This window comes from Sphingomonas adhaesiva, from assembly GCF_036946305.1.
Classification (GTDB): domain Bacteria; phylum Pseudomonadota; class Alphaproteobacteria; order Sphingomonadales; family Sphingomonadaceae; genus Sphingomonas; species Sphingomonas adhaesiva_B.
Window position 1 is genome coordinate 1 of sequence record NZ_JAQIJJ010000006.1, and the last position, 20195, is coordinate 20195.

General features: G+C 70.0%; 17 protein-coding genes. 13 read left to right on the top strand and 4 right to left on the bottom strand.

The features are described 5' to 3' along the window. The first annotated feature begins 28 nt into the window (after positions 1-28). On the top strand, positions 29-652 hold the full coding sequence (locus PGN14_RS10645; protein ID WP_335299779.1) for a trimeric intracellular cation channel family protein: 624 nt from the start codon (positions 29-31) through the stop codon (positions 650-652). A 159-nt stretch (positions 653-811) separates the two neighbouring features. On the opposite strand, the gene PGN14_RS10650 is transcribed toward PGN14_RS10645, so the two are convergent. Continuing rightward, on the bottom strand, positions 812-1390 hold the full coding sequence (locus PGN14_RS10650; protein WP_335299503.1) for a GNAT family N-acetyltransferase: 579 nt from the start codon (positions 1388-1390) through the stop codon (positions 812-814). 16 nt (positions 1391-1406) lie between these two features. Further along, positions 1407-3281: a signal peptide peptidase SppA gene (sppA, locus tag PGN14_RS10655; protein WP_335299504.1), complete on the bottom strand. Its 1875-nt coding sequence runs from the start codon at positions 3279-3281 to the stop codon at positions 1407-1409. 113 nt (positions 3282-3394) lie between these two features. Between sppA and PGN14_RS10660 the strand changes: the two genes are divergently transcribed. From PGN14_RS10660 to PGN14_RS10680, 5 genes are all read left to right on the top strand, one after another. Next, positions 3395-4804 carry an MATE family efflux transporter gene (locus PGN14_RS10660; RefSeq protein WP_335299505.1) on the top strand — a complete coding sequence of 470 codons (1410 nt, stop codon included), beginning with the start codon at positions 3395-3397 and terminating at the stop codon, positions 4802-4804. A 131-nt stretch (positions 4805-4935) separates the two neighbouring features. Then, positions 4936-5223 (top strand): co-chaperone GroES, encoded by a 288-nt coding sequence (gene groES / locus PGN14_RS10665; RefSeq protein ID WP_335299780.1) that lies wholly within the window; start codon positions 4936-4938, stop codon positions 5221-5223. A 96-nt stretch (positions 5224-5319) separates the two neighbouring features. Further along, on the top strand, positions 5320-6957 hold the full coding sequence (gene groL, locus PGN14_RS10670) for a chaperonin GroEL (protein ID WP_335299506.1): 1638 nt from the start codon (positions 5320-5322) through the stop codon (positions 6955-6957). A gap of 179 nt (positions 6958-7136) precedes the next feature. Beyond that, positions 7137-7637, top strand: coding sequence for a Uma2 family endonuclease (locus PGN14_RS10675; RefSeq protein WP_335299507.1), 501 nt, complete (start codon positions 7137-7139; stop codon positions 7635-7637). Between the two features lie 25 nt (positions 7638-7662). Next, positions 7663-8115: a DUF3429 domain-containing protein gene (locus PGN14_RS10680; RefSeq protein WP_335299508.1), complete on the top strand. Its 453-nt coding sequence runs from the start codon at positions 7663-7665 to the stop codon at positions 8113-8115. A 7-nt stretch (positions 8116-8122) separates the two neighbouring features. Here the strand turns inward: PGN14_RS10680 and PGN14_RS10685 are convergent, their stop codons facing one another. After that, positions 8123-9109: a mannose-1-phosphate guanylyltransferase gene (locus PGN14_RS10685; protein WP_443019506.1), complete on the bottom strand. Its 987-nt coding sequence runs from the start codon at positions 9107-9109 to the stop codon at positions 8123-8125. 217 nt (positions 9110-9326) lie between these two features. Here PGN14_RS10685 and PGN14_RS10690 point away from each other — a divergent pair, with 217 nt between their 5' ends. Genes PGN14_RS10690 through map form a run of 6 tightly spaced genes read left to right on the top strand, consistent with a single transcriptional unit; the run spans position 9327 to position 17797 of the window. Continuing rightward, positions 9327-10715 carry a TIGR03013 family XrtA/PEP-CTERM system glycosyltransferase gene (locus PGN14_RS10690; RefSeq protein WP_335299510.1) on the top strand — a complete coding sequence of 463 codons (1389 nt, stop codon included), beginning with the start codon at positions 9327-9329 and terminating at the stop codon, positions 10713-10715. A gap of 1 nt (position 10716) precedes the next feature. Next, entirely contained in the window at positions 10717-12762 is a 2046-nt protein-coding gene (prsK, locus tag PGN14_RS10695; protein WP_335299511.1) for an XrtA/PEP-CTERM system histidine kinase PrsK, read from the top strand. After that, positions 12759-14117, top strand: a complete 1359-nt coding sequence (prsR, locus tag PGN14_RS10700) for a PEP-CTERM-box response regulator transcription factor (RefSeq protein WP_335299512.1) — start codon at positions 12759-12761, stop codon at positions 14115-14117. Before prsK ends, prsR begins: the two co-directional genes overlap by 4 nt. Further along, positions 14110-16182, top strand: a complete 2073-nt coding sequence (locus PGN14_RS10705; protein WP_335299513.1) for a tetratricopeptide repeat protein — start codon at positions 14110-14112, stop codon at positions 16180-16182. The genes prsR and PGN14_RS10705 overlap by 8 nt, the downstream gene beginning before the upstream one ends. 32 nt (positions 16183-16214) lie before the next feature. Then, positions 16215-17027: an ATP-binding protein gene (locus PGN14_RS10710; protein ID WP_335299514.1), complete on the top strand. Its 813-nt coding sequence runs from the start codon at positions 16215-16217 to the stop codon at positions 17025-17027. Next, the gene (gene map, locus PGN14_RS10715) at positions 17024-17797 is read left to right on the top strand and encodes a type I methionyl aminopeptidase (RefSeq protein ID WP_335299515.1); all 774 of its coding nucleotides are present in this window, start codon (positions 17024-17026) and stop codon (positions 17795-17797) included. Before PGN14_RS10710 ends, map begins: the two co-directional genes overlap by 4 nt. A gap of 164 nt (positions 17798-17961) precedes the next feature. On the opposite strand, the gene PGN14_RS10720 is transcribed toward map, so the two are convergent. Beyond that, positions 17962-19743 (bottom strand): ABC-F family ATP-binding cassette domain-containing protein, encoded by a 1782-nt coding sequence (locus PGN14_RS10720; RefSeq protein WP_335299516.1) that lies wholly within the window; start codon positions 19741-19743, stop codon positions 17962-17964. 118 nt (positions 19744-19861) lie between these two features. Between PGN14_RS10720 and PGN14_RS10725 the strand changes: the two genes are divergently transcribed. Continuing rightward, positions 19862-20179 carry a hypothetical protein gene (locus tag PGN14_RS10725; RefSeq protein WP_335299517.1) on the top strand — a complete coding sequence of 106 codons (318 nt, stop codon included), beginning with the start codon at positions 19862-19864 and terminating at the stop codon, positions 20177-20179. The last annotated feature ends 16 nt before the right edge of the window (positions 20180-20195 follow it).

The following is a 20195-nucleotide window of genomic DNA, read 5'->3' on the forward strand; positions in this document are numbered from 1 at the left end:
GCCGCCGCCCATTCTGACACCGCCCGTCCTGACGCCAGACGTGCTGCTGCCCGCGTTCGCGCCGTGGCTGGATGCGGCGGGGCTGGCGGTGTTCGCGGCGTCGGGCGCGCTGGCGGCGGCGCGGCGTGGGCAGACGCCGGTGACGCTCGCCTTCTTCGCGCTCGTGACCGGGGTCGGCGGCGGCACGGTGCGCGACCTGCTGATCGGTGCGCCCGTCTTCTGGGTGCATGACGCGCGCTGGGCCGGGGTCTGCTTGGCGATGGCGGCGATCATCTGGAGCACGCCGGAACGCTGGTGGCGCGGCGCCGCGCTCGACTGGTTCGATGCGGTCGGGCTGGCGGCCTACGCTGTCTATGGCGCGGCCAAGGCGCTGGGCTATGGCGTGCCGCCGCTGCCCGCCGCGCTGATGGGGGTGGTGACGGGCTGCGTCGGCGGGATCATCCGCGACGTGCTGGCGCAGGAACCGTCGATCCTGATGCGGCCGGAATTGTATGTCACCGCGGCGGCGCTGGCCGCCGGGCTGTACGTGGCGCTGCGGGTGCTGGGGGTCGATGCATGGGTCGCCGCCGGCGGGGCAGGGGCGGCCGGATTCGCGCTGCGCGCCGCGGCGATCCGGTGGAAGCTGGCGCTGCCCGCTTATGGGGAGGGGTAGGTGTTCGCGCACCTACATTTCCTCCGTTCGCCCTGAGGAGAGGCTGAGCCTGTCGAAGCCTCGTCTCGAAGGGTAGGCGCCACGAATGTGCTTCGAGACGGCATTTCGACAGGCTCAATGCCTCCTCAGCACGAACGGACGTGGGGAAGGCCTTCTTCGTCAGTCCCGTACCACGCCCGTCTCGCTGAACGGGCGCGGTTCGACCGGGGGGACCGCCGAGTCGTTCAGCTCGCACTGCCAGAAGCCGACGTCGATCCAGCGGCCCTGTTTGTAGCCGACCTCGCGATAGACGCCGGCGCGGCGGAAGCCGACCGCCTCGTGCAGCGTGATCGAACGATCGTTGGGCAGCGCGATGACGCCGATCGCCTGGGTGAAGCCCTGCGCGCGCAGCGTGTCGACCAGCGCCTCGTACAACAGCCGCCCGACGCCGTTGCCGTGCGTATCGGCGGCGACATAGATCGAGGTTTCCACGACATAGCGATAGGCGGGCCGGTCGCGAAACCGCGTCGCATAAGCATAGGCGAGCACACCGGCCCCGTCCCCGTCATCGCCCGAGGTGGCGACGATCCAGGGGTAGAGGCCGTCCGACGACGCCATGCGCGCGCGGATCTGGCGCGCATCGGGTGCCTCGGTCTCGAACGAGACGGTGCCCGACAGCACATAGGGGGCATAGATGGCGGCGATCGCGGCGGCATCGGCGGCGGTCGCGGGGCGGATGGTGATCGGTCCCGTGGTCATCGCCCACGGGGATACATCATAGCCCGACCTTGGCCAGCACCAATTGCAGCAGCGTGCGATCCGCCACATCGGCGCGCAGCGGCCCCAGCCCGGCGCATTCCAGGCATTGCGCGCGCACCCCGGCATTGCCGGTCAGCAACCGCCGCACGTCGCCCAGCGCGGTCGCCATCGCCTGCTGCCGCGCCCAGGCGAGCCGCGCCACCGCATCGGCCGGCGCGCCCGCATCGTCGCGGTCGGAGGACGTCATCCGCTTCGCCAGTTCGGCGGCGAAGCCCGGCTTCTTCTCCAGCCAGACCACCGGCGTGTCCGCGGGCAGCTTCGCACGGCGCGCCGCCTCCGCGATCGCGGCATCCAGCCCGCCGAAGCGGTCGACCAGCCGCAGCTGGTGCGCGGTCCCGCCCAGCCAGACGCGGCCCTGACCGATCTCGTCGACGCGCGCCGGCGGCATGTTGCGCGCTTTGGACACGCGCGCCAGGAACTCGCGATAGCCGTGCTCGACGCCGGATTGCAGCACCGCGTCCAGCACCGGGTTGGTGCCCGCCAGCACGTCGGGCTGGCCCGACAGCGGCGTCGTCCGCACGCCATCGGCCGACAAGCCGATCTTCGCCAGCGTCCCCTCGAACGTCGGCAGCACCGCGAAGATGCCGATCGAGCCAGTGACGGTGCCGGGTTCGGCGAAGATCGTGTCACCCGCGGTCGCCACCCAATAGCCGCCCGACGCGGCCATGCCGCCCATCGAGATGACCACCGGCAGACCGCGGCGCTTCGCGGCCAGTACCGCCAGACGGATTTTCTCCGAGGCGAGCACCGATCCGCCCGGCGAATCGATCCGCACCACCAGCGCCTTCAGGTCCTGATCGGCGAGCCCGGTGTAGAGCAGCTTGGAGACGGTATCGCCGCCCGCACCGCCGGGTGCGGCCTCGCCATCGACGATCTCTCCGGCGACGGTCAGCACGCCGATCTTGCCCTTCGACGGCAGCGGCGCGGCATCGACATAGGCCTGATAGCGGATGGTGTTGAACGCACCCGCGGGCTTCGACGCGTCGCGGCCCGCGATCTGGCCGACGCGGCGGCCGAAGGCGATGCGGTCGCCCAGCTTGTCGACCAGCCCCGCACGCAGGTTCGCCTGTGCGACATCGCCGCCGGTCGCCTGCACCACTAGGTCCGGACGCGTCAGCAGCGGCATCACCTGCGCCCTGGGACGTGCCCGCGCGACGCCTTCGCGCCACTGATCGAGCAGCCCGGCGTAGAGGACGCGATTGGCCTCGCGCGAATCGTCGCTCTGGTCGGTGCGCAGGTACGGCTCCACCGCCGACTTGAAGCGGCCGACGCGATAGACGTGCGCGTTGACCCCCAGCTTGTCGATCAGCCCCTTGTAGAACAGCTGGCTGCCGCCCGGCCCGGTGAACAGGATGCCCCCCATCGGGTCCATCCACACCTCGCTCGCCGCGGCGGCGAGGCGATAGCCGCCATCGGTATAGGCGGTGGCATAGGCCAGCACCGGCTTGCCCGATGCGCGCACCTTCATCAGCGCATCCTGTACCTCGCCCAGCGCCGCGGGATAGGCGCCGCCGAAGCGATCGAGGTCCAGCACCACCGCCTTCACCCGCGTGTCGGTGCGCGCCGCATCGATCGCGCGCAGCACGTCGCGCAGGCGATACTGATTGCCGATCTGCCGCCCGCTGAGCAGCGCCAGCGGCTGCACCTCCTGCGGCTGTTCCACGATCGGGCCGTCGAGGTCGAGCAGCAGCGCGCCGTCGCGGATCGTCCCGGGCCGCCCGCGACTGTTCAGCGCCGCGAACAACGCACCGAAGAACAGCAGCATGGCGGCGAGCACCAGCGCGTCCTTGATGCCCACCAGCAGCTTCCACGCGGCCCGCACCAGCTTCATCGTCTCGTCCATCCTCGAACAGCGTCGCCGCCGCTCTAGCGCGACGTGTATCAATCGAGCAATACGCCACGAGGTGGCGTTCCGTTGCAATCGCGCCTATCGCCGCGGTCACCATGGATGTCGCCGTCGCCCCCTCCACCCTGACCGAAAGCGCGCCGCGCGACGGTGGGGCCGAGCTGCGCGGGCTGCTGCGGCTGGCGGGGCCGCTGGTAGGGGCCAACCTGCTCCAGATGGCGGTCTATGCGGTGGACGTGATCTTCGTCGCGCGGCTGGGCACGCGCGAGCTCGCCGCGTCGACGCTGGGCGTCTATCTCTATTCCGTGATGATGTGGGCGCTGATCGGCCTCGTCGGTGCCGCCGCTCCGGTCATCGCCGCCGAGCTGGGGCGTCGCCGCCACGCGGTGCGCGAGGTACGGCGCTCGTTCCGCATGGCGCTGTGGCTGTCCATCGCGGCCAGCATTCCCTTCGTCCTCGTGCTCGCGCATGGCGAGCGCGTGCTGCTGATGACCGGGCAGGATCCCGCGGTCGCCGCGCGCACCGGCGCGTTCCTGTCGATCCTGCTGTTCGCGATGGTTCCCGCGGTCGCCGCATCGGTGATGCGGGTGACGGCCGCGGCGCTGGGCCGACCGGGCTGGGCGACCGCCGTCACCGGCATGGCGCTGGCGGTCAACATCCTGGGCAACTGGCTCCTGGTGTTCGGCCATGCCGGCTTTCCCGCGATGGGGCTGGAGGGATCGGCGCTGGCGAGCGTCGTCACGACGGTGGCGATGCTGGGCGCCTATGTCCTGATCCTGCTGCTAGATCCGCGGCTGCGGCGCTACCGGCTGTTCGGGAAATGGTGGCGCCCGGAATGGACGCGGCTGCGCCAGATCGTGTCGCTGGGCGTGCCGATCGCGCTGACCATGACGTTCGAGGGCGCGCTGTTCAGTTCCGCGGGGTTCCTGATGGGGTTGATCGGGGTGACCGAGGTGGCGGCGCATGCCATCGCGCTGCAGATCGCGGCAGTGACGTTCCAGGTGCCGTTCGGGCTGGCGCAGGCGGCGACGATCCGCGTCGGGCTGGCCTATGGCGCGCGCGATGCCGCCTGGGTTGCGCGCGCCGGGTGGACGGCGGTGGCGGTGTGCGTCGCGTTCATGACGCTGGCGGCGGCGATGCTGTGGATCGCGCCGCGGCTGTTCGTGTCGGCCTATGTCGATGCGCAGGCGCCGGAGAACGCGCGGCTGGTGACGCTGGCGGTGCAATATCTGGCGGTCGCGGCGATGTTCCAGTTGTTCGACGGATTGCAGGTGGTCGCGGCGGGCGCGTTGCGCGGATTGCAGGACACGCGCGTGCCGATGCTGATCGCGGGCGCAGGATACTGGCTCGTCGGCTTCGGCGTCGCGGTGTTGTTAGGCTTCCACTTCGGCATGCAGGGCCTGGGCATCTGGATCGGGCTGGCGGCGGGACTGCTGGTGGTGTCGATCCTGCTGCTGTGGCGCTGGTCGGCGCGCGAACGGCTCGGCCTCGTCCCCCGCACGGCTTGACCGAAAAGTTCCGAAAAATTTCGCGCGCGGCGTTGACCGCGCCGGGACACGTCCACATATGCGCCGCGCTGGCACTCTCCACGAGGGAGTGCCAAAAAAGTGTCACACGCCTTCATAAAGAGGTAACAGCAATGAACTTTCGTCCGTTGCACGACCGTGTTCTGGTCCGCCGCGTCGAAGCGGAGGAGAAGACGGCCGGCGGGATCATCATCCCCGACACCGCCAAGGAGAAGCCGCAGGAGGGCGAGGTCGTCGCCGCCGGTGCCGGCGCCAAGAACGACAAGGGCGAGGTCTCGCCGCTGGACGTGAAGGCCGGCGACCGCATCCTGTTCGGCAAGTGGTCGGGCACCGAGGTCAAGGTGAACGGCGAAGACCTGCTGATCATGAAGGAATCGGACATCCTCGGCATCATCGCCTGAGACGTTCGAACGGCCGGTATGGCGGGAATGCCCCGCCATTGAATGCCGTCAACTTCGTCAACTTTCGAACCAACAGTTTCTTGAAAGGGTAGCCTCATGGCAGCCAAGGACGTGAAATTCTCGCGCGACGCGCGCGAGCGCATTCTGAAGGGCGTCGACATCCTGGCCGATGCGGTCAAGGTGACGCTCGGGCCGAAGGGCCGCAACGTCGTGATCGACAAGAGCTTCGGCGCGCCGCGCATCACCAAGGACGGTGTGTCGGTCGCCAAGGAGATCGAGCTGAAGGACAAGTTCGAGAACATGGGCGCGCAGATGGTGCGCGAAGTGGCCTCGAAGACCAACGACGTCGCCGGCGACGGCACCACCACCGCGACCGTTCTGGCGCAGGCGATCGTCCGCGAGGGCATGCGCTCGGTGGCCGCGGGCATGAACCCGATGGACCTGAAGCGCGGCATCGACCTGGCGGTCGGCAAGGTCGTCGAGGACATCAAGGCGCGTTCGAAGCCCGTGTCGGGTTCGCAGGAAGTCGCGCAGGTCGGCATCATCTCCGCCAACGGCGACCGTGAGGTCGGCGAGAAGATCGCGGAAGCGATGGAGAAGGTCGGCAAGGAAGGCGTCATCACGGTCGAGGAGGCCAAGGGCCTCGAGTTCGAGCTGGACGTTGTCGAGGGCATGCAGTTCGACCGCGGCTACCTGTCGCCGTACTTCATCACCAACCCGGAGAAGATGCAGGTCGAGCTGAACGACCCGTACATCCTGATCCACGAGAAGAAGCTGTCGAACCTCCAGTCGATGCTCCCGATCCTGGAAGCGGTGGTGCAGTCGGGTCGTCCGCTGCTGATCATCGCCGAGGACATCGAGGGCGAGGCGCTGGCGACGCTGGTCGTCAACAAGCTGCGCGGCGGCCTGAAGGTCGCAGCGGTCAAGGCGCCGGGCTTCGGCGATCGTCGCAAGGCGATGCTGGAAGACATCGCGATCCTGACCAAGGGCGAGGTCGTCAGCGAGGATCTCGGCATCAAGCTGGAGACCGTGACGCTCGGCATGCTGGGCACCGCCAAGCGCGTGACGATCGACAAGGACAACACCACCATCGTCGATGGTGCGGGTGACGCCGAGTCGATCAAGGGCCGCACCGAGGCGATCCGTCAGCAGATCGAGGTCACGACCTCCGATTATGACCGCGAGAAGCTGCAGGAGCGTCTGGCGAAGCTGGCCGGCGGCGTGGCCGTCATCAAGGTCGGCGGTGCGACCGAGGTCGAGGTGAAGGAGCGCAAGGATCGCGTCGACGACGCGCTGCATGCGACCCGCGCCGCGGTCGAGGAAGGCATCGTCCCGGGCGGCGGCACCGCGCTGCTGTATGCGTCGAAGGCGCTGGAAGGCGTCAAGGGCGTCAACGACGACCAGACCCGCGGCGTCGACATCGTCCGCAAGTCGCTGACCGCGCTGGTGCGCCAGATCGCGCAGAACGCCGGTCACGACGGTGCGGTGGTGTCGGGCAAGCTGCTCGACCAGAACGACACGTCGTTCGGCTTCAACGCGTCGACCGACGTGTACGAGAACCTGGTGGCCGCTGGCGTGATCGACCCGACCAAGGTCGTGCGCACCGCGCTGCAGAATGCGGCGTCGGTCGCGGGCCTGCTCATCACCACGGAAGCCACCGTGGCCGAGCTGCCCGAGGACAAGCCCGCGATGCCGGCGATGCCCGGCGGCGGCATGGGCGGGATGGACTTCTGATTTTCGACCGGGGCAGCGAACGCTGCCCCGGACAGAAAATCAGAACGGCCGGCGGGTCGGCAACGCCGATCCCGTCCGACGTCCAGCAGCGGCTTCGCCGCTGCCAGCCACAGACGAAGGGCCGGCGGAGCGATCCGCCGGCCCTTTGTTCACAGGCTCGACCTCGCTAGGTTTGTGGCATGGTCCCCCTAGAGCCCGCTGATCGTCGCCTTACCGTCGAGCAATTCCTCGACATGGATCTCGACGATACCAGGGCGGAGCTTGAGGACGGTCTGATCTGCACGATGGCCGGCGCGACGGAGCAGCATTCGCGCGTCGCAGGTAATCTGTTGGCCGCGCTGCGCGTCGCGCTACGCGGCAAAGGGTACCGGCCATACGGCTGCAACCTTGCGGTACGGACGGGTAAACGGACGATTCGCTTTCCGGACGTCAGTCTCTATCGCAACGATCCGGCCGATCGCACGAAGGACAAGGATCGACTGCTCGGCGATCCGACCGTGGTGTTCGAGGTTCTATCACCCTCCACCGCCGCCAAGGACCAGAAGGTCAAGCTGGAGGAATATAAGGCACTTCCCGGCACCAGCGAGGTCATCCTCATTGACCCCGATGGCGAGCGTATCCGGCGTGTCCACCGCACGGCCGACGGCGTGTGGCACGCCGAGATCTTCGCGCGAGACTGATCGCCGCGTCGTGCGTTCGGCGCGGATGGATCGATCGCCGCGCATTCCGCTCGACAGCCTCGTCTTCGGTTTTGGCCCCATGCTGCCGCTCGTCGCGGCGGCGATCGGCGCATGGACGCTTCCCGGCGGGTGGCCGGTACTGGCGATCCAGCTCGCGATCGTCTGGGCCGCGCTGATCCTGTCGTTCATCGGCGGGGTACGGCGCGGGTTCGGCTTCGCCACGCCGCGCGCCTCCACCGCGGTCGAGATCGCGGCGGCGGTCGCCTATGTCACGATCGCCGGGCTGGCGCTGATCGTCTCGCGCGCGGCGATCGCGCTGGCGCTGCTGGCGGCCGGCTATGCGCTGGCGGCATTGCTCGACCGCCGTGCCGCGCTGGCCGGCGACGCGCCGGCGCATTTCGCGCGGCTGCGCCCGCCGCAGCTATTGCTGGGCTGCGCCGGGCTGGCGGGATGCTGGGCATGGCTGATGAGCGGGTGAGCGCGGCTCAGCCGTTCTTCATCGCGTCGAGCAGCAGCTTGACGTCCTGGCTGCGCCCGCGCGGCAGGATCAGCACGTCGTTGCCACTGGCGACAACGATCAGGTCGTCGACGCCGACCATCGCGACCTTGATCCCGTCGCTGCGCGCCAGGCAGTTGCGGCTGTCCAGCATCACGACCTCGCCATGGGTGACGTTGCCGCCATCGTCGCGATCGCTGATCGCGTGCAACGCATCCCAGCTGCCCACGTCGCTCCACCCCATCGTCACCGGCACCACCGCGACGCGATCCGCCTTTTCCATGACCGCATAGTCGATCGAGTCCGAGGGCGAGGCGGCGAAGGCGTCGGCATCCGGGAATACGCGCACGCCGTCGCGCCGCGCGTGGGTCAGCGATCGTTCGACCGCATCGACCATGTCGGGGCAGAAGGTCCGCAGCGCGGTGACGAAGGCATCGGCGCGGAACAGGAAGATCCCGCCGTTCCACGCATGATCGCCCGACGCGACCATCGCCGCGGCGACCTCACGCTGCGGCTTCTCCACGAAACGCGCGACGCGATGGACGCCCGGCGCGATCTCGTCGCCGACCTTGATATAGCCATAGCCGGTTTCCGGCGCGTCTGGCGTGATGCCGAAGGTGACGAGCCAGCCGTCCTCCACCAGCGGCAGCGCGGCGTGGATCGCGGCGTGAAAGGCATCGACATCGGCGATGACATGGTCCGACGGCATCACCAGCAGCGCGCTGTCGCCCGGCGCGGACAGCGCGGCGAGTGCGATTGCCGGCGCGGTGTTGCGCCCCATCGGTTCCAGGATCACCGCCTGCGCCTGCGCCCCCGCGGTGGCGAGCTGCGTCTCGACCTGATCGGCATGTGCGGCATTGGCGACGACGATCGGCGCGGCGAACGCCTCGCCCTGCGCGCGGCCCGCGGTGAGCTGCAGCATCGTCGCCTCCGCCGTCAGCGGCAGGAACTGCTTGGGCCGCTCCGGGCGCGACATGGGCCACAGGCGGGTTCCCGACCCGCCAGACAGGATCACCGGCACGATCTGCGTCACGTAATGCTTCCCCCGTTTTCCGGCGCGACGGCGCCGGCAGCGCCACAACCGGCCCATAACCCGTGGCGTGCCGCGTAGCTCCCTACGCATTCAGCCTTTCTTTGCCAATTGCGGCGATAGACGGGCGGCCCCCACGTCGCCCGCAGGATCCCGTTCCCGGATGGTTCGCCTCTTCAAGCATTACGTACCCAATGCGGTGCTCCTGCTGGGCGTGCTGGATTTCGTCCTGCTGCTGATCGCGGCCGAGGCCGGATGGCAGGTCCGCGCGTGGCAGATCGGGATGGAGACCGAAGGACTGCATACCCGCATCCCGCAACTGCTGTCGTTCGCCATCCCGTTGCAGGTCGCGATGGTCGCGGTCGGCGCCTATGGCCCCGGCGCGCTGCGGTCGCTGCGCTTCGCCACGTCGCGGCTGCTGGTGGCGGTGTCGCTGGGGATCATCTTCCTTTCGGTGATCTTCTTCCTGGTGCCGGCGATCACCTTCTGGCGGTCCAACCTGTTCTACGCGATGATCGTGTCGGTCACCGCGCTGATCGCGATCCGGCTGGCGGCGGGGAGCATCATCGGCGGGGAGGCGATGCGGCGCCGGGTCGTGGTGCTGGGCGCCGGGCCGCAGGCGGCGCGGATCCGCACGCTGGCCGCGCGCCCGGGGGCGAACTTCACCGTTGCCGGCTATATCGCGATGGACACGCCGCAGATCGCGGTGCCGGAGGCGCGCGCGCGCGGCGCGATCACCAATCTGGCGGATCACGTCCTGGCGTTGCGTGCGTCGGAGCTGGTGCTGGCGATCGAGGAACGTCGCAACGCGCTGCCGCTAGGCGACCTGTTGCGGGTGAAGACCACGGGGGTGATGGTCTGCGAAATCTCCACCTTCCTTGAGCGCGAGACGGGGCGCGTCGATCTGCAGAGCATCAATCCGTCGTGGCTGATCTTCTCCGACGGCTTCTCCTCCGGCCGGCTGCTGTCGGCGGTGGCGAAGCGCGCGTTCGACGTGATCGCCAGTCTGGCCCTGCTGTGCACGACCTTCCCGATCATCCTGCTCGCCGCGGTCGCGATCCGGCTGGAGACGCCCGGCCCCGCCTTCTATCGCCAGCGCCGCGTCGGGCTGTATAACCAGACGTTCGAGATCGTGAAGCTGCGCTCGATGCGGCGCGATGCGGAGGCCGCGGGCTTCCCGGTATGGGCGGCGCAGGACGATCCGCGCATCACTCGCGTCGGGCGGCTGATCCGCAAGGTGCGCATCGACGAGCTGCCGCAATGCTGGAGCGTGCTGAAGGGCGAGATGAGCTTCGTCGGCCCGCGCCCCGAGCGGCCCGAGATCGTCGCCGACCTGACCCGCGCCATCCCCTATTATGCGGAGCGCCATATGGTGAAGCCGGGGATCACCGGCTGGGCACAGATCAACTATCCCTATGGTGCGTCGATCGAGGATGCGCGCCAGAAGCTGGAATACGACCTGTATTATGCGAAGAATTATTCGCCGTTCCTCGACCTGCTGATCCTGATCCAGACGCTGCGCGTGATCCTGTGGCCCGAGGGGGCGCGTTGAGATGGTGAGCGCGACCGCGGTCATCTGGATCCACGCGCTGGTGGCGCTGCTGTTCTGCGGCGTGGTGGCGACCTATCCGCGCGATGGCGCGCTGGCGGTGCCGCGGTGGCTGATGCTGGGGGCGGCGACTGCGACGGCGGCATGGGCGCTGGCGACGGCGGGGATCAGCAGCCATGACATCGCCACGCGCGCCGCGGGGGCGCTGCGCGATCTCGGCTGGCTGGCGGTGCTCGCCGTCGCGGCACGCGCGGGCAGCGGCGGGGAGGCAGGCGCGCGGCTGGGTGCCTATGCCGCGACGGCGGGGTGCATAGCGCTGGCGACGGCGATCGCGATCGCAGCGGAAACGACGACGCAGCCGGAGGCGATGGCGCTGCTGGCCTCGACCGCGCTGACGCTGCGGATACTGGGCACGGTCGCGGCGCTGGTGCTGGTGCAGCGCGCCTCGATGGAGGAGGGCACGGGCGGGCGGCAGGTGATCGTCGCCGCGCTGGCGCTGATGTGGACGACCGACCTGACCGTCGACCTGATCGCCTCGATCACCGAGGGGCGGCACCCTGCACTGACGGTCGCGCGCGGCGCGGTGATGGTGGCGGTGGCGCCGCTGGTCGCCTTTGCCGCGCATCGTGGCGATGGCGACACGATCCGCGCATCGCGGACGATCACGGTGCAGGCGATCATCGCGGTCAGCGTCGGCCTGTACGTGATCGCGAGCGGGATCGCGATGGGCTATCTGGGGTCGCTGGCGGGCGACCATGCGCGGATCGTGCAGACCGCGTTCGTCTTCGGCACCGCCGCGAGCGTGCTGACGCTGGCATCGACGCCGTGGCTGCGCGCCTGGGCGAAGGTGGTGGTGGCCAAGCACCTGTTCCGTCATCGCTACGACTATCGCACCGAATGGCTGCGCTTCACCGACACGCTGGGGATGCCGGGCGGTGCCGCCGATACGCTCGACGTGCGGGTCGTGAAGGCGATGGCGGACATGACCGCATCGCCCGCGGGCGTGCTGCTGACCGTGCGCGACGACGGGCTGGCGGCACGCGCGGCGTGGCGCTGCGACGGCGCGCCCGATATCGCGGGCGATGCCGCGCTGGTCCGCCGTTTGCAGGAGACGCGTCGCATCGTCGATCTGGATGCGGTGCGCGACGAGCGCGCGCCGGCGGAGGAGCGCGCGACCATTCCTCGTTGGATGCGCGACTGGGGCGCCGCCTGGGCGCTGGTGCCGCTGATCCACGTCGACCGGCTGGTCGGCGCGATCGTGCTGACGCGCCCGCCGCTGACCCGGTCGCTCGACTGGGAGGATTTCGACCTGCTGGGCGTCGCCGGGCGGCAGGTGGCGAGCTATCTGGCGGAGGATGCCGCGCATGGCGCGCTGGCCGAGGCACAGCGGTTCGAGGAGTTCAACCGCCGCTTCGCCTTTATCCTGCACGACATGAAGAATCTGGTGAGCCAGATGGCGCTGGTGGCGCGCAATGCGGAGCGCCATGCCGACAATCCCGCGTTCCGCGCCGATATGATCGCGACGCTGCAGGACACGGCGCAGCGCATGACGACGCTGCTGGCGCGGCTGTCACAGCGGCCGAGCGGCACCGCGGGGGCGGAGCGGGGCACGGTGGCGATCGCCGCGCTGGCGCAGCGGCTGGCGGCGGCGCGTCGCGCGCAGCATCCGGTGACCGTGGCGGCCACGGGCGAGGCATGGGCGGTCGCCGATGCGGCGGCGCTGGAGACGGTGATGGGGCACCTGATCCAGAATGCGGTGGAGGCGAGCCCCGCCGGGTCGGCGGTCGTGCTGACGGTCGCGGAACGCGGAGACGAGGTGATGATCGAGGTGACCGACCACGGCGACGGCATGACGCCCGCCTTCGTGCGCGACGGACTGTTCCGTCCGTTCGTGTCCAGCAAGCCGACCGGGTTCGGGCTGGGCGCGTTCGAGGCGCGGCAATTGGTCGAGGCGATGCAGGGGCGGCTGGAGGTGGAAAGCCGCGAAGGGGAGGGGACGCGCTTTCGCGTCGTCCTGCCGCGCGCGGTGGCGATGGAGGCGGCGGCATGAGCGGCGAACGACCCGTCCTGCTGATCGTCGAGGACGATATCGGGCTCCAGCGCCAGTTGCGCTGGGCCTATGACGGCTATGAGGTGGTGGTCGCGGGCGACCGCGCCGCCGCGATCGAGGCGCTGCGGCTGCACGAACCACAGGTGGTGACGCTGGACCTGGGGCTGCCGCCCGATCCGGAGGGCACGACCGAGGGGATGGCGACGCTGGCAGAGATACTGGCGCTGAAGCCGGATACGAAGGTGATCGTCGCGTCCGGCCACGGCGCACGCGAATCGGCGCTGGCGGCGATCGCGGGCGGGGCGTGGGATTTCTACCAGAAGCCGATCGATATCGACCAATTGGGGCTGATCGTGGCGCGCGCCTTCCATGTCCATGCGCTGGAGGCGGAGAACCGGCGGCTGGCGGCGCGGGTAGATGGCAGCGCGGGACTCGGCGGGCTGGTCACCGCAGCGCCCGAGATGCTGAAGGTGACGCGCATGATCGAGCGCCTGGCGCGCGCCGACATCACCGTCATGCTGCTGGGCGCCAGCGGGACGGGCAAGGAGCTGCTCGCGCGCGGGCTGCACGACGCTTCGCCGCGGCGCGATGCGCCGTTCGTCGCGATCAACTGCGCCGCGATCCCGGAAACGCTGCTGGAAAGCGAGCTGTTCGGGCATGAGAAAGGCGCGTTCACCGGCGCAGTGAAGACCACGCCGGGCAAGATCGAACAGGCCGATGGCGGCACATTGTTCCTCGACGAGATCGGCGACGTGCCGCTGCCGTTACAGGTGAAGCTGCTGCGCTTCCTGCAGGAACGCGTGGTGGAGCGTGTCGGGGGACGGCGGCCGATCGCGGTCGACACGCGTATCGTGTGCGCCACGCATCAGGACGTGGATGCGATGGTGACCGACGGCCGCTTTCGCGAGGATCTGTATTACCGGCTGGCCGAGATCGTCGTGCGGATCCCGGCGCTGGCGGCGCGTAGCGGCGATGCGGCGCTGCTGGCGCGGCATTTCCTGGCGAAATTCGCGCGCGCCTCGGGCAGCGCGGTAACCGGTTTCTCCACCGATGCGCTGGCGGCGATCGATGCGTGGGGCTGGCCCGGCAACGTGCGCGAGCTGGAAAACCGGGTGAAGCGCGCGGTCATCATGGCGGAGGGGAAGCTCGCCACCGCCGCCGACCTCGATCTGGCGGAACCCGATGGAGGCGCGATGCCGCTGAACCTGCGCGCGGTGCGCGAGGCGGCCGATCGCGGCGCGATCCGCCGCGCGCTGGTGCAGGCGGACGGCAATATCTCCGGCACCGCGCGGCTGCTGGGGGTGAGCCGCCCAACCCTGTACGATCTGCTAAAGGGCTACGACCTGCATGCGTGAGGGGCCGCTGGCGCAGCCGGTGCGACCGCGGCCGTCGCGCACCCTGCTTCGATGGCGCGCGATCGGGGTGATCGCGGCGCTGATGCTGGCCGCGATCGCGATCGTCGCGCTGGCGCGGCGGGCGGATCGCGTCGATCCGGCGACGGCGATGCGCGAGGGGCAGGCGGCCTGGGCGCGCGGCAATTATTCTGCCGCGCGCAACCACTTCCTCGCCGCCGTCGCTACACAGCCCGCGAACGGCGCGGCACAGCTGGCGCTCGCGCGGACGTGGCTGCTGCTGGGCGAGGGCGTGCCCGCGCAGGGCGCACTGGATCGCGCCGCGGCCGCGGGCATCGCCGCCGCGACGCTGGCGCCGTGGCAGGCCGCCGCGGCCCAGGCGCAGGGTGATGCCGCCGGCGCGCTCGCCGCGGCTGCGGGCGCAGGCGACGATCCCGTCGCGCTGCGGGCAAAGGCGCGCGCGCTCGCCGATCAGGGCGATGCACCCACGGCGATGGCGACATTGCAGGCGGTGCTGGCCCGCACGCCGGACGATGCCGCGGCATGGACCGATCTGGGGCGGATCCGGCTCGATGTCGGCGATGTCGGTGGGGCGACGCAGGCGGCATCACGGGCTGTAGCGCTGGACCGCCGCTATCCGGCGGCACTGGTACTGGCGGGCGAGGTGATGCGCAGCCGCTATGGCCTGAACGCGGCGGTGCCGTGGTTCGAGGCGGCGTTGCGGCTGGATGCTTATTATCACCCCGCGCTGATCGAATATGCCGGCACGCTGGGGGACATGGGGCGCAGCGCGGATGCCGTCGCCGCGGCGCGGCGCGCGCTGGCGGTGCGGCGCGACAGCGCGCCCGCCCTGTACCTGCTCGCCACGATCGCGGCGCGCGCGGGCAATATGGCGCTCGCGGGGCAGTTGCTGGATCGCACCGGCGGCGCGCTGAACGGACTGCCGGGCGGGCTGCTGCTGTCGGGCGGGGTCGACTATGCCGCCGGGCGCTACGAACAGGCGGTGGTGAAGTGGCGCGCGTTGATCGGCATCCAGCCGATGAACGTGACCGCGCGCCGGTTGCTGGGCGCCGCGCTGCTGCGGTCGGGCGATGCGGGTGGGGCGCTCGACGTGCTACGGCCGATCGCGCTGCGCGCGGACGCCGACAGCTATACGCTGGGGCTGGTCGGGCGCGCGTTCGAGGCGCAGGGCAAGCGCGACTGGGCGGCGCGCTTCCTGGATCGCGCCGCCAACCCCGGCGCGACGATGGCGGCGCCGTTCGGGCAGGACGACAGCGCCGCGGTACTGGCGGAGGCGGTGGCCGACGCGCCGGGCGATCCGCGCGCCGCGGTGTCGCTGGTGCGCGGCCTGCTGGAACAGAGTCGTGGCGGCGAGGCACTGGCGGCGGCGCAGCGGCTGGTGCGCCAGTCTCCGGGTGCCCCGGCGGCGCATGTGCTGGAGGGCGACGTGCTGATCGCGCTCCATCGGGCGGGCGGCGCGGCGGCGAGCTATGCGCGCGCCGCCGACCTGCGCTTCGATCAGCCGGTGCTGTTGCGGCTGGTCGAGGCGCGCGTGCTGGCGGGCGACCGGACCGGCGCCGCCGACGCGCTGGCGCTGTATCTGGCGCAGAACCCGCAGAATGTCGTCGCCCGGCGTGCACTCGCCGGCCTTCAGCGGGCGGCGGACGACGACGAGGCGATCGACACGCTGGAGCGGCTGCGCGGTGCGCTGGGCGGGCGCGACGTGGTGGTGATGGCGGCGCTGGCCGACGCCTATGTCGCGGCGGACGATCCCGCCACCGCGCTGCCGATCGCGCGCGCCGCCTATCGCCTGCAGCCGATGAGCGCGATGGCGAGCGATGCATGGGGGCAGGCGCTGCTGGGGCGCGGCGATGCGACCGGGGCGCTGGCGCTGCTCGACAAGGCATCGGCGATCGCGCCCGACGACCTGCGCATCCGCTGGCACCGCGCGCAGGCGCTGGTGGAGGCGGGGCGCGATGCGGAGGCGCGCGGGTTGCTGACCACGCTGATGCGCTCGCCCGACGGCGCGGCGGCACGGCAGCTGCTGGAGAGCCTGCCGCCGGGTTGAGCCGCGCGACGAGGCCGGGTAGCGCGGAGGTGATGACCGATCCGCTCGACCGTATCGCCGCCGCGCTGGAGCGGCTGTCCCCGCCGCCGCCCGCCGCGGCGGATGCCGCCGCGCACCCCGCCTATGTCTGGCGCGACGGGGCGCTGGCCTCGGCGCGCGACTTCCGCCCGCTGCCGCTTGACATGCTGCGCGGCGTGGAAATGCAGAAGGAGGCGTTGGTCGAGAACATGCGCCGTCTGGCGGCGCGGCTCCCTGCGCAGGATGCGCTGTTGTGGGGCGCGCGCGGCACCGGCAAGTCGGCGCTGGTGAAGGCGACGGTCGGCGCGGTGCAGGGCGACGGCGGTGCGCTGGCGCTGGTCGAGGTGGCGGCGGACCGGCTCGACACGCTGCCGCGGCTGTTCGACACGCTGGCGCGGACACCGCGCACGTTCGCGATCTTCCTCGACGATCTCGGCTTTGACGCGGCGGCGGATGCGCGCGTACTGCGCTCGCTATTGGAGGGCGGGGCGGAGGCGCGACCGGCGAACGCGCGGCTGATCGTCACCTCCAACCGCCGCCATCTGGTAACGCGCGACATCCGCGAACAGGAAAGCGCGATCAACCCGCGCGACTCGATCGACGACCAGATGGCGCTGGCGGACCGCTTCGGACTGAGCCTCGGCTTCCACGTCGTCGATCAGGACGGCTATTGCGCGATCGTGCGCGGCTATGCCGATCGCTACGCGCTGCCGTTCGATGCGGCCGATGCGATCCAATGGGCGACGCGGCGCGGCAGCCGGTCGGGGCGCGTGGCGTGGCAATATGTCGTCGAACTGGCCGGGCGCGAGGGGAAGGCGCTGGCATGACGCCGATCAAGACCCCGGACGAACTGGCGCTGATGCGCATATCGGGACGGCTGCTGGCGTCGGTGTTCGAGATGCTGGACCGTCAGTCGCTGGCGGGCATGTCGACGCTGGCGATCAACGATCTGGTGGAGCGGTTCATAACCGACGACCTCGCCGCGCGGCCCGCCAGCAAGGGGCAGTACGGGTTCAAGTTCGTGCTCAACTGCTCGATCAACCAGGTGGTGTGCCACGGCGTCCCCGATGGAGCGGAGATCATCCGCGACGGCGACATCATCAACCTGGACATCACGCTGGAGAAGAACGGCTTCATCGCCGATTCCAGCAAGACCTACATCGTCGGCGAGGTGCCGCCCGCGACGCGCCGGCTGGTCAAGGTGGCGCAGGAGACGATGTGGAAGGGCATCGCCGCGGTGCGCCCCGGCGTGCGGCTGGGCGATGTAGGGGCCGCGATCGAGCGGCATGCGAAGAAGAACGGCTATTCGGTGGTGCGCGAATTCTGCGGCCACGGCATCGGGCGCGAGATGCACGAGGCGCCGGAGGTGCTCAATTTCGGTCGGCCGGGGACGGGCGAGCTATTGCGCGAGGGCATGGTCTTCACGGTCGAGCCGATGGTCAATCAGGGTACGCGGCGGACGCTGACCCGCGACGACGGCTGGACCGTGGTGACGGCCGACGGGAAATTGTCGGCGCAATTCGAGCATACCGTCGCGGTGACCGCGACCGGGGTGGAAGTGCTCACGCTGCGCGGAGACGAGCGGGTGATGAAGTGACCGGCATGCCGGACTTGATCCGGCATCCATGTGGCCACGGGCGCATCGGCTAGGAGGTGCGTCCTCGCGAGCGAAGCGTCCGCCGGTCGATGGATCCCGGGTCAAGCCCGGGATGACGATGTCCAGCGTCCGTCACCCCGGCCTTGAACCGGGGTGACGTGGGGTCAGGCCATCCCCTCAACCATCTCCGCCAGTTCCAGCCAGCGCATCTCCGCGGCGTCCTTTTCCTCGCGAAGCGCCGCGATCTCCTTCGTCAGCCGGTCGAACGCGGCCGGGTCGCGCGAATAGAGCGCCGGGTCGGCCATCTTCGCTTCCGCCGCGGCGACCGCGACGTCGATCTGCTCGATCCGCTTCGGCAACAGGTCGAAGTCGCGCTGGTCCTTGTAGCTGAGCTTGGCGCGCGATGGCGGCGGTGGGGGCGCAGCGACGGGTTTGGCCGCGGCCGGCTTGCGCGGTTCGTGGCGGCGGGTGCGCTTGGCCTCCCAATCCTCATAGCCGCCGGCGACGACGTCGACCGTGCCCGATCCGTCCAGACCCAGCGTCACCGTGACGGTGCGGTCGAGGAAGTCGCGGTCGTGGCTGACGATCAGGACGGTGCCGCCATAATCCGCGATCACCTCCTGCAACAGGTCGAGCGTCTCCAAGTCGAGATCGTTGGTCGGCTCGTCGAGCACCAGCAGGTTCGATTCGCGCGCGAACTCGCGTGCCAGCAGCAGACGCGAGCGCTCGCCGCCCGACAGCGTACCCACCTTCGCCTCGGCGAGATTGGGATCGAACAGGAATTCCTTGAGATAGCCGTGGAGGTGCTTGCGCACGCCCAGCACGTCGATCCACTCGCCGCCATCGGCCAGCACGTCGCGCACCGTCTTCTGCGGCGCCATCAGGCTGCGCTGCTGATCGATGACGATGCCGTCGAGCGTCTTGGCGCGCTTCACCTGCCCGCTGTCGGGTTCGATCTCGCCGGTCAGCAGCTTCAGCAAGGTCGACTTGCCCGCGCCGTTGCGCCCGACGATGCCGATGCGGTCGCCGCGGGCGACGCGAAGCGTCAGGTCGCGGATGATCGTGCGATCGCCATAGCTCTTGGTGACATGCTCCGCGTCGATCACGATCTTGGTCTTGACGTCATCGGCCGCGACCTGGAGCGCGGCGGCGCCCTGCGGCCCCATCATCGCGGCGCGTTCGGCGCGCATGTCCTTCAGCTTGGCGAGGCGGCCCTGGTTGCGGCGGCGGCGCCCGGTGACGCCGCGCTGGAGCCAATGTTCCTCGATCTTCAGCTTGGCGTCGAGCCGCTGCGCATTGCGCTCCTCCTCGGCATAGACCTGTTCGGTCCAGGCATCGAACCCGCCGAAGCCGACCTCGGCACGACGCAACTGGCCGCGGTCCATCCACAGCGTCTGCTTCGTCAGCCGGGTCAGGAAGGTGCGGTCGTGGCTAATGACGACGAAGGCGCCGGTGAAGCGCTTCAGCCAATCCTCCAGCCATTCGATCGCGGCGATGTCGAGGTGGTTGGTCGGCTCGTCGAGCAACAGCACGTCGGGGTCCATCGCCAGCGCGCGGACGATCGCAGCGCGGCGGCGCTCGCCCCCGGAAGCGGTCGCCGCCTCGCGCGACAGGTTGATGCCAAGCTGGCCGGCGATCGCCGCCGCTTCGTATGTCGCGGGGGCGCCGGCGCCGGCGAGGACGTAATCCTCCAGCGTGGCGAAGGCGGAGACATCGGGATCCTGCTCCAGCATCACGACCTTCGTGCCGGGCACGATCGTGCGGCGGCCCTCGTCCGCCTCGATCGCGCCCGCAATCAGCCGCAGCAATGTCGACTTGCCGGCGCCGTTGCGTCCGATCAGCGCCAGCCGGTCGCGCGCGCCGATGTACAGGTTCAGGTGCCGGAACAGCCAGCCGGCGCCCTGGACGACGCCGAGATCTTCATAGGAAAGGACGGGAGCAGCCATCGCGCGCACCTAGGGCGTCGCACCGTCCCCGGCAACCGCGCCGGCATGGCGACGTTGTCGCGACCATTCACAGGCTGTTCAACGCGCCCCGCCTATGCCAGCAATCGTGAGAATGCCGATGTCCCTCCTCCCTATCGTCCTTGCCGGGGCCGGTGCCGTCGCTGCCCCCGTCGCCCCCGCGGCGGCTACGGGGATGGGGGCGGAGCAGGAGCGCGACGGTCTGGCCGCGTTGCAGGCGACGCGGCAGGGCCGCATCCTGCCGCTCAAGGAGATCGAGCGCCGCGTCGTGCCGCAGATGAAGGGCGCGCAATATATCGGGTTCGACCTGGAGATGCCGAGCGGGGTCTATACGCTCAAGTTCCTGCGCGAGGGCGAGGTGATCTGGGTCGACGTGGACGGCCGTTCGGGGCAGGTGATCGGCCGCACCGGCCGCTAACGAAAAGGACAGGGAG